9 protein-coding genes and 1 riboswitch are annotated in these 10,427 nt (G+C 38.6%); of the genes, 7 read left to right on the forward strand and 2 right to left on the reverse strand.

The genetic code is table 11. From position 1 onward, the window contains the following. The first annotated feature begins 9 nt into the window (after window positions 1-9). From ASU02_RS04805 to ASU02_RS04820, 4 genes are all read left to right on the forward strand, one after another. The gene (locus tag ASU02_RS04805; RefSeq protein WP_057761543.1) at window positions 10-987 is read left to right on the forward strand and encodes an electron transfer flavoprotein subunit alpha/FixB family protein; all 978 of its coding nucleotides are present in this window, start codon (window positions 10-12) and stop codon (window positions 985-987) included. A 176-nt stretch (window positions 988-1,163) separates the two neighbouring features. After that, window positions 1,164-1,478 carry a thioredoxin gene (gene trxA / locus ASU02_RS04810; protein ID WP_057761545.1) on the forward strand — a complete coding sequence of 105 codons (315 nt, stop codon included), beginning with the start codon at window positions 1,164-1,166 and terminating at the stop codon, window positions 1,476-1,478. 250 nt (window positions 1,479-1,728) lie between these two features. Further along, a complete protein-coding gene (gene uvrC / locus ASU02_RS04815) occupies window positions 1,729-3,501 on the forward strand; it encodes an excinuclease ABC subunit UvrC (protein WP_057761547.1) in 1,773 nt (590 codons plus the stop codon). Between the two features lie 64 nt (window positions 3,502-3,565). Further along, a riboswitch (Lysine riboswitch) is annotated at window positions 3,566-3,746 on the forward strand. 418 nt (window positions 3,747-4,164) lie between these two features. Then, on the forward strand, window positions 4,165-5,394 hold the full coding sequence (locus ASU02_RS04820; protein WP_057761549.1) for an aspartate kinase: 1,230 nt from the start codon (window positions 4,165-4,167) through the stop codon (window positions 5,392-5,394). A 53-nt stretch (window positions 5,395-5,447) separates the two neighbouring features. Here the strand turns inward: ASU02_RS04820 and ASU02_RS04825 are convergent, their stop codons facing one another. After that, a complete protein-coding gene (locus ASU02_RS04825) occupies window positions 5,448-5,906 on the reverse strand; it encodes a YslB family protein (RefSeq protein ID WP_057761551.1) in 459 nt (152 codons plus the stop codon). Between the two features lie 387 nt (window positions 5,907-6,293). Between ASU02_RS04825 and ASU02_RS04830 the strand changes: the two genes are divergently transcribed. From ASU02_RS04830 to sdhB, 3 genes are all read left to right on the forward strand, one after another. After that, entirely contained in the window at window positions 6,294-6,902 is a 609-nt protein-coding gene (locus tag ASU02_RS04830; RefSeq protein ID WP_057761552.1) for a succinate dehydrogenase cytochrome b558 subunit, read from the forward strand. 78 nt (window positions 6,903-6,980) lie between these two features. Beyond that, the gene (sdhA, locus tag ASU02_RS04835) at window positions 6,981-8,732 is read left to right on the forward strand and encodes a succinate dehydrogenase flavoprotein subunit (protein ID WP_053477221.1); all 1,752 of its coding nucleotides are present in this window, start codon (window positions 6,981-6,983) and stop codon (window positions 8,730-8,732) included. Between the two features lie 18 nt (window positions 8,733-8,750). Then, window positions 8,751-9,512: a succinate dehydrogenase iron-sulfur subunit gene (gene sdhB, locus ASU02_RS04840; RefSeq protein WP_053477220.1), complete on the forward strand. Its 762-nt coding sequence runs from the start codon at window positions 8,751-8,753 to the stop codon at window positions 9,510-9,512. A 63-nt stretch (window positions 9,513-9,575) separates the two neighbouring features. Here the strand turns inward: sdhB and ASU02_RS04845 are convergent. Then, window positions 9,576-10,427 (reverse strand): IS3 family transposase (locus ASU02_RS04845; protein WP_232426153.1); only part of this gene is annotated, 852 nt, incomplete at its 5' end.

The raw sequence follows: 10,427 nt of genomic DNA on the forward strand, positions 1-10,427 counted from the left end.
AAAACTCAAATGGCTAGAAAAATAATCGTATTAGGTGAGGTCCGTGATGGATCATTGCGTAATGTATCCTTTGAAGCAGTAGCAGCAGCAAAAACAGCATCAGAAGGCGGAGAAGTTGTCGGTGTTTTAATTGGCGACTCTGTAAACGCTTTATCCGGCGAGTTAATCCACTATGGTGCGGATCGTGTCATTACAGTTGAAAATGAAAAGTTAAAGCAATATACACCGGATGGATATTCACAAGCATTAATGGCAGTTATTGATGCTGAAAGTCCAGAAGGTTTAATATTTGGCCATACATCTTTAGGAAAGGATCTTGCTCCTAAAGTAGCAGCGAAACTAAATTCAGGCTTAATTTCTGATGTAACCGGCTTAGAAATTGCTGGAGGAAATCTAGTTTTCACTAGACCAATTTACTCTGGTAAAGCATTTGAAAAGAAAATCGTTACAGATGGTTTAGTCTTTGCGACGATTCGTCCAAATAATATTAGCCCATTAGAAAAAGACGAATCTAGAACTGGAGAGGCATCTTCCCTATCTGTTGATATTAAAGATCTTCGCACCATTATTAAAGAGGTTGTGCGCAAAGCAAGTGAAGGTGTTGATTTATCCGAAGCAAAAGTAATTATTGCTGGCGGACGTGGAGTGAAGAGCGAAGAGGGATTTGAACCATTAAATGAGCTTGCAAAAGTTTTAAATGGTGCTGTTGGTGCCTCTCGTGGCGCGTGTGATGCGGATTATTGTGATTACTCTCTACAGATTGGCCAAACAGGAAAAGTAGTTACACCAGACCTTTATATCGCATGTGGTATCTCAGGTGCGATTCAGCATCTTGCAGGAATGTCTAACTCTAAAGTAATTGTTGCCATTAATAAAGATCCAGAAGCAAATATTTTTAAAGTAGCTGATTATGGAATTGTCGGCGACTTATTTGAAGTTGTACCTCTGTTAACAGAGGAGTTCCGAAAAATTTTAGTTAATGCTTAATAACAATACGGGCGGCCTATGCCGCTCGTTTTCGTCATTGAATAGGATGTTATTGTTTCGCATATTAAAAAGGCATTCAGGGGAAATTATAATTTGAAGCAAATAAATAGCATCATTACATAAACGATGATATACTGTCGTTAGAATTTGAGTAGAATTTTTAGGAGGAAATGAATATGGCAATTACAAATGTGACAGATCAAACTTTTTCTAACGAAACAGCTTCAGGCGCAGTGCTTGTAGATTTCTGGGCTCCATGGTGCGGACCATGTAAAATGATCGCTCCAGTATTAGAAGAAGTTGATTCTGAAATGGGAGATAAAGTAAAAATCGTTAAGCTTGATGTTGATGAAAATCAAGAAACAGCAGCTAAATACGGTGTGATGAGCATTCCAACTTTATTAGTTCTTAAAGATGGAGAAGTTGTGGATAAGGTAGTTGGCTTCCAGCCGAAAGAAGCTCTTGTTGAACTTCTTAGCAAACATGCTTAATTAAATATGGCTGTTTTTGTAAATTTGCAGAATTGATTGGAGCGGAGGGCACTTGGCTCCTGCGGGAGGCTCCTGTTCCTCCCCACGGAAAGCAAGTGCCCGTAGCGTAAAGCAACATGCTAAGTTCATTAACAAAAACAACAATCGATGGGAAAAGAGCAAAAATAAAAATAATTAAAATCCTCGGCTTTATTTAAGCCGGGGATTTTTGTATGATCAAATTAGGAAAAACCTCGGGAGGTGACATCTGATGAATGAAATTATAAAAAATAAATTAGTGCTCTTGCCTGATCAGCCTGGCTGTTATTTAATGAAAGACCGACAAGGGACAATCATTTATGTGGGAAAGGCAAAGATATTAAAAAATCGGGTCCGCTCTTATTTTACAGGATCGCATGATGGGAAAACATTAAGGCTTGTTAATGAAATTGAAGACTTCGAATATATTGTAACCTCCTCTAATATGGAAGCGCTCATTCTTGAAATGAATTTAATTAAGAAATATGATCCGAAATACAATGTCATGCTTAAGGATGATAAAAGCTATCCTTTTATCAAATTAACAGCAGAGAGGCATCCGCGGCTGATTACAACTAGAAAAGTAAAAAAAGATAAAGGGAAATATTTCGGCCCTTATCCAAATGTACAAGCGGCAAATGAGACGAAGAAGCTGTTAGATCGGATTTATCCATTAAGGAAATGCACAACCTTGCCTGATCGGGTTTGCCTTTATTACCACTTAGGACAATGTCTTGCACCATGTGTAAACGAGGTAAGCGAACAGGAATATAAACAGATGGTTGATGAGATCACAAAGTTTCTTAATGGGGGCTATAAGGATATTAAAAAGGATTTAACAGAAAAGATGACTGCAGCTGCTGAGGAACTGGATTTTGAAAGGGCAAAGGAATTTCGCGATAAGATTGCTCATATAGATGCAACAATGGAAAAACAAAAGATCACTTCTACAGATACGACTGATCGTGATGTGTTTGGCTATGCAGTCGACAAAGGATGGATGTGTGTACAAGTTTTCTTTATTAGGCAAGGAAAATTAATTGAGAGGGATGTATCGATGTTCCCGATCCATAATGAGCCAGAAGAAGAAATGCTGACCTTTCTTGGTCAATTCTACTCAAAGGCTAACCATTTTAAGCCGCGTGAAATTTTGGTCCCAGACTCGATCAATGCTGATATGGCAGCAGAGTTTTTGGAGGTTAAAGTTTTAATCCCTCAGCGCGGACAGAAAAAGGAATTAGTAAAGCTGGCTTATAAAAATGCGAAAATAGCATTAAAAGAAAAATTCTCCCTTATAGAGCGTGATGAGGACCGAACGATAAAAGCGGTAGAAAGCCTAGGTCAGCAGCTAGGAATTTATACTCCTCATAGAATTGAAGCTTTTGATAATTCAAATATTCAAGGAACAGATCCTGTTTCAGCGATGATTGTTTTTATCGACGGCAAACCGGAAAAAAGGGAATATCGAAAATACAAAATAAAGTCTGTCCAAGGTCCTGATGATTATGAGTCTATGAGGGAAGTTGTTCGCAGGCGCTATACTCGAGTACTGAAAGAAGGCTTGGCACTCCCGGACTTAATCATTATTGATGGAGGCAAGGGGCATGTAGAAGCAGTAAGAGATATACTTGAAAATGAACTGAATCTTGATATTCCAATATCCGGACTAGTTAAAGATGAAAAGCATCGGACATCCCAGCTTCTATACGGAAATCCGCTAGAAATCATTCCATTGGCACGAAATAGCCAGGAATTTTATTTGCTGCAAAGAATTCAAGATGAAGTACACCGTTTTGCAATAACCTTCCATAGACAGCTTCGCGGAAAAAGTGCATTTCAATCGATGCTTGATGATATCCCGGGGATTGGTGAAAAACGAAAGAAACAGCTGTTAAAAACGTTTGGTTCTGTAAAGAAAATGAAAGATGCTACAACTGAAGAGTTTACGAAAATTGGCATTCCGGTAAATGTAGCTGAGGAGCTAATGAAAAAATTACAGGAATAGTATTGTTTGAAAAAAATGAATATGCTATAATTACTGAAAATTTAATATCACTTTATAACGGTAAAGTGAAGGTAGAGGTGCAAATTTCATAAGTAAAGGCTTGGAGAAGAATGAGCTTCAATGAAAAGCTTTGAAAGGGAATATTTGCCGAAGTGAAGAAAGTCTCATCGCTTTCTTTGCTGGTTTTGCATTGAATAAATGCAAGATTGTCAAGACAAACAACGTCTTGGAGAGCTATCTCACTGTGTGCACGTATATCTTTTTATACTTGTGACAGCAATGGGATAGATTCTCATTGCTTTTTTCTATGCCCAAAATTCAACCAAAATTATGTGGATTATTCATCTTAGTCAACTTGTGCATGGAAGGAATAAAGATGCTCTTTCCTAATCGTTTGTTGTTTTAATTAGTTATGTAAATAATACTTTTTGCATAAAGCTTGAAGCTGATTGGAGAGAAAGGAGCGAGACTCTGGCGGGACCAGCGGAAAGGTAAAAACCGCAGGCATGATAACGGGGCCGAAGAGGCTCACGCTCACCCCTCAGAAATCGACCTGCCTTGATCGAGAATGAAGCGTTACACACGAAGGCTTTAATAGCAACAATGCTTTTGGAAATTATCTAAGAAATTAGCCACATGAAAAAGGCGGAGAGAGGGAATAAAGTGGGAGTAATTGTGCAGAAATTTGGGGGAACTTCAGTAGGGGATGCGAAGAAAATTCAAAGTGTGGCAAGTCGGGTCATCGAGGAAAAAGAAAAAGGCAACAATGTTGTCGTTGTCGTATCAGCAATGGGAAAATCTACTGATCACCTAGTGGATCTCGCAAAAGGAATTGCTTCACAGCCGAGCAAAAGAGAAATGGACATGCTATTAACAACAGGAGAGCAAATTACCATTTCATTATTAGCGATGGCATTAACAGAAAGAGGATATCCAGCTATCTCTCTTACTGGATGGCAGGCAGGAATAAAGACAGAGCCTGTTCATGGAAATGCAAGAATAATAGGAATAAATACAGAAAGGGTAGAGAAAGAACTAGGAGAGGGAATCATTGTTGTAGTGGCTGGCTTCCAAGGAATAACAGAGGATGGAGCTATTTCAACATTGGGAAGAGGCGGGTCTGACACAACTGCAGTAGCTTTGGCTGCGGCACTTAATGCGGAAAAATGTGAAATATTTACTGATGTGACAGGTGTATTTACAACAGATCCCCGCTATGTAAAAGATGCAAGAAAGCTTTTGGCGGTATCTTATGATGAAATGCTGGAGCTCGCCCATTTAGGTGCAGGTGTTCTGCATCCAAGAGCAGTTGAGTTTGCCAAAAACTATCAAATACAGCTAGTAGTTAGATCAAGTACAGAAAAAGAAGCAGGTACGATTATTGAGGAGGAAGCGGCAATGGAACAAAACTTGGTTGTACGGGGAGTAGCCTTTGAAGATAATATTACGAGAGTAACCGTTATTGGCATGCCCAATTCCTTAACAGGGCTATCTGTTATTTTTACTGAATTAGCAAAAAATCATATCAATGTAGATATTATTATTCAGAGCACATTGTCAGAACAATTGACCAACTTATCTTTCTCAATAAAAAATGAAGATTTGGCTGAAACCATTTGTGTATTAGAAAATAGTAAGGAGAAGCTAAAATATGAACGGATAGAATCGGAAGCAGGACTTGCTAAAGTATCGATTGTCGGGTCAGGAATGGTTTCAAATCCAGGGGTAGCAGCTGAAATGTTTGAAGTGTTGGCGGAGAATAATATTGCCGTTAAAATGGTCAGTACCTCTGAAATCAAGGTATCTACAGTCATCGAACATGATGAAATGATTCGTGCTGTTCAAATATTGCATGATGTCTTTCAGCTTTCAGGTTCTCCAGTTCGTTCCTAGTAAAAAGCTTTCAAGCATTCGAATGCTTGAAAGCTTTTTATATGATTTGTTGATCAGGGCTGAATAGTATCCTTTTTATCCCACTTAACAGTAAAGTATATTTTACCCTTTTTCTTTTTATTAGGATGCTCAAATGCTTCACAGATCACTTCTTTTTGGAGTTCAATCTGCTGTGCAATAAATCCAGCCTCGAGCTGAAAAGTAGAATTACTGTTTTCTTTGCAGCGCTGTTTAATTAGTGGGCTGAATAATTCCAGCTCCATTTCATTTTTTGACTCTTTGATGATCGTTAGGCTGCCCCAAGCAGTTTTTTGAAAAAAAGCTGAAATGTCATCAAAAGTTTCCATTGGATATTTACGTGCAAGTCTTTTTCCTGCCCAGTATAAAATCTCTGGTGCATCATCGCCTAATAGTTCATGCAAAAGTACTTCCCGAATGAGCTCATAACCAAATACGGGAACGGTTTCAGTTGTATTTTCAAGTGTAATGATTTCAGGTGCTGTTTCGCTCAAACTTTATTCCCCTCTTTCTAGTATTCTTCTATTATATACAAAACAGAAGAAAATTAGACATTTATTCATGGAAAAAGGTTATTTTTACACAAGGAAAATATTGCTATTTTAATATAAATAGGAATAATAGTGGCTTATTGAAAAATAAGGTTTTTTATTTTAATTTTGCAATACCAATATATTTTAATAATTTTATTTTTTATGAACATTTTATGTAATCGTTTCCTTGACGCTCTATGGTGTTGGGAGTAAAATGGACATGTCACATAATTGTAAGAAAATGCAGTAACATTTTTATGGTGATGTTTAGGTGAAATAATTTAATAAATATTTTTCGAAAAATGAAAAATGATACCTTGACATCTTTAAATTCTAGGGGGGTAAAACATGGCGGGAAATCGAGAGTTTTTTTATCGCAGATTGCATTCATTACTTGGTGTTATTCCGATTGGCTTGTTTGTAATTCAGCATCTTGTAGTGAACCATTTTGCAACAGGAGGAGAAGAGTCGTTTAACAAAGCGGCTGGTTTCATGGAACATCTTCCGTTCCGAATCATTTTAGAGACTTTTATTATTTTCCTTCCAATATTATTTCATGCAATTTACGGCCTATATATTGCTTTTACTGCGAAAAATAATGCGAGCAAATTTGGCTTTTTCCGTAACTGGATGTTTCTACTTCAACGTGTAACTGGAGTTATAACCCTTATTTTTATAGTTTGGCATGTTTGGCAGACTCGTGTGCAGGCAGCCTTTGGAGCAGAAGTAAACTTTCAGATGATGGAGAATATCTTGTCTAATCCATTCATGCTGTGGTTCTACATTATTTGTGTCGTGTCAGCAATTTTCCACTTTGCAAATGGACTTTGGTCTTTCTGTGTAAGCTGGGGGATTACAATTTCACCACGCTCTCAGTTAATTTCGACTTATGTAACGATGGGTATTTTTGTAGCCCTTTCAATTGTGGGAATTCGTGCGATCTTTGCATTTGTTTAATAGAAAATTAAAAACTATCAAACTCGGTTCGGTCTTTGATAAAGTTTGGATTTACTAAGTATTAGGGAGTGAGTCACAATGGGTAAAGGTAAGGTTATCGTTGTCGGCGGTGGTCTAGCTGGCTTAATGGCAACAATTAAAGTTGCAGAAACAGGGACTCCGGTTGAACTATTTTCTTTAGTGCCGGTCAAACGATCTCACTCTGTTTGTGCCCAAGGCGGTATTAACGGAGCGGTAAACACAAAAGGAGAAGGAGATTCTCCATGGATACATTTTGATGATACGATCTATGGCGGAGACTTCTTAGCAAATCAGCCTCCTGTTAAGGCGATGGCAGAAGCAGCACCAGGAATTATTCACTTATTGGATCGTATGGGTGTAATGTTTAATCGTACTCCGGAAGGATTGCTTGACTTCCGCCGTTTTGGAGGAACTCAGCATCACCGTACGGCATTTGCGGGTGCAACAACTGGTCAGCAATTGCTTTATGCATTGGACGAGCAGGTGCGCCGTCATGAAGTTTCTGGATTAGTAACAAAATATGAAGGCTGGGAATTTCTAGGTGCGGTAGTTGATGAAGAAGGCATTTGCCGCGGAGTTGTTGCACAGAACCTAACTTCGATGGAAATTAAATCATTTGCTGGCGATGCGGTAATTATGGCAACGGGTGGCCCTGGAATTATCTTTGGAAAATCAACGAACTCTGTAATCAATACTGGTTCTGCGGCATCTATTGTTTATCAGCAAGGTGTTTATTATGCGAATGGTGAGTTCATTCAAATTCACCCGACAGCGATTCCTGGGGATGACAAGCTTCGTTTAATGAGTGAATCAGCCCGTGGGGAAGGCGGCCGTATTTGGACATATAAGGACGGAAAACCATGGTATTTCTTAGAAGAGAAGTATCCAGCTTACGGAAACCTTGTTCCTCGTGACATTGCGACGCGTGAAATCTTCGATGTTTGTGTGAGTCAGAAGTTAGGAATCAATGGGGAAAACATGGTTTACCTTGATCTTTCTCATAAAGATCCACACGAACTTGATGTTAAGCTTGGTGGCATTATTGAAATTTATGAAAAGTTTACTGGCGACGACCCACGTAAGCTTCCAATGAAAATATTCCCTGCTGTTCACTATTCAATGGGCGGACTGTGGGTAGATTATGATCAAATGACAAATATTCCAGGATTATTTGCTGCTGGAGAATGTGATTATTCTCAGCACGGTGCAAACCGTCTTGGTGCAAACTCATTGCTTTCAGCTATTTTCGGAGGAATGGTTGCTGGTCCAAAGGCATTGGAATACATGGCAGGCCTTAATAAGCGAGCTGAAGATGTTTCTTCTTCTGTCTTTGACGGTTTTGTTAAGCAGGAAGAAGATAAATGGAATAAGATTATGTCAATGAACGGAACAGAAAATGCGTACGTTCTTCATAAAGAGCTTGGCGAATGGATGACTGACAATGTGACAGTTGTACGCCATAATGACAGACTTCTTAAAACAGATGAAAAAATTGTTGAGTTATTGGAGCGTTACCAGAATATTAACATTAATGATACATCAAAATGGAGTAATCAAGGTGCATTCTTTACGCGTCAGCTGCAAAATATGCTTCAACTGGCACGTGTTATTACAATTGGCGCTTATAACCGTAATGAAAGCCGCGGGGCACATTACAAGCCAGAATTCCCTAAACGTAACGATGAAGAGTTCTTAAAAACAACGATGGCAAAGTTCGTTGATGCTAACTCTGCTCCGGCCTTCCATTATGAAGAGGTCGATACTGGCATGATCAAACCACGTGAACGTGACTATACAAAAAAACATTAATAGAAAGGGAGAGTAATGATGAGTGACAAAAAAACAGTTCGCTTTATAATAACTCGTCAAGATAATCCAGATTCTGCCCCTTACCAACAAGAGTTCGAACTTGATTATCGTCCAAATATGAACGTCATCTCAGCGTTAATGGAAATCAGACGTAACCCGGTAGATGTGAAAGGAAATCAAACAGCTCCTGTCTCTTGGGATATGAACTGTCTAGAGGAAGTTTGCGGTGCCTGCTCAATGGTGATCAACGGCAAGCCGCGTCAATCATGTACAGCACTTGTAGACCAGCTTGAACAGCCAATCCGCTTGGAACCAATGCGTACCTTCCCTGTTGTCCGTGATTTACAGGTTGATAGAAGCCGCATGTTTGATTCCTTGAAAAAGGTAAAGGCTTGGATTCCAATTGACGGAACCTATGACCTTGGACCAGGACCACGTATGCCTGAGCCGAAGCGTCAATGGGCATATGAATTATCAAAATGTATGACATGCGGCGTATGTTTAGAAGCATGTCCGAATGTAAATAGCAAAACAAACTTTATGGGACCGGCTGTATTTAACCAAGTCCGTTTATTCAATGCACATCCAACTGGTGCAATGAATAAGGCAGAACGCTTAAATGCCTTTATGGATGACGGCGGTATGCAAGGCTGCGGTAACTCACAAAACTGTGTCCAATCCTGTCCAAAAGGAATTCCAATTACAACTTCCATCGCGGCAGTCAATCGCGATGCTACATTGCAATCATTCAAAAACTTCTTTGGAAGTGACCAGGTATAATAAAAGAAAAACCCGCTCTTTAATATGAACTGACCCACGATAATGAGACATTAAAAAAAACACCTATGCTACCTGGCGTCCGTATTCGATTGGAGCCAGGTAGTTTAATTTTGCCTGTATTCGTTTTTCGTTATAGTAACACATATATTGATTCACAATCTCTATTACTTTAATATTAGTGTTAGAAGATCTTCTGTGGTCTTTGAATCCTTCCGACTTTAGCGAGGAGTGAAAGGATTCGATTACGGCGTTATCATGGCAGTTTCCTTTGCGAGACATGCTTGTGATAATGCCCTTTTCTTTTGCGAAATTTTGATAAGCATAGGAGGTATATACCGATCCCTGATCACTATGCAAAAGGACATGTTTTGGCCTGCGTTTATTTAATGCCTCCTTTAACGTACTTAACACAAAGTTTGTATCCTGTATTGAACTTATTGTATAAGCAATTATCTCGTTATTATACAGATCCATTATAGTTGATACATAAAGCATGGAAGAACCGTATGGCAGGTATGTAATATCTGTTACCCACTTTTCATTTGGTCTTTCTGCCTTAAAGTTCCTGTTAAGAATATTCTCCACAATGATATTACTTTCTCCATTGATATATTTCTGTCTTTTTACTTTAATTTGGCATTGAAGATTGAACTTTTGCATAATCCTTTGTACTGTCTTACGATTTACCTTAATGTTATTACGCTGCTTTAGAAGAGCTTTAATTTTTCTATGTCCATAATGATGTTTTGTTTCTTCGCAGAGATTGATAATAAGCATTTCTAACTTATTCGGCTCTCGATTAATGTATTTCTTTTTCCAACGATAAAATGTAGATTTTGGCACTTCTAGTACACCAAGAATATCAATTATTTTATACTCCTTCGATAATTCCTCCACCAATTCAATAACTACTTG

The sequence above is a fragment of the Cytobacillus praedii genome, assembly GCF_001439605.1.
Taxonomy (GTDB): Bacteria; Bacillota; Bacilli; order Bacillales; family Cytobacillaceae; genus Cytobacillus; species Cytobacillus praedii.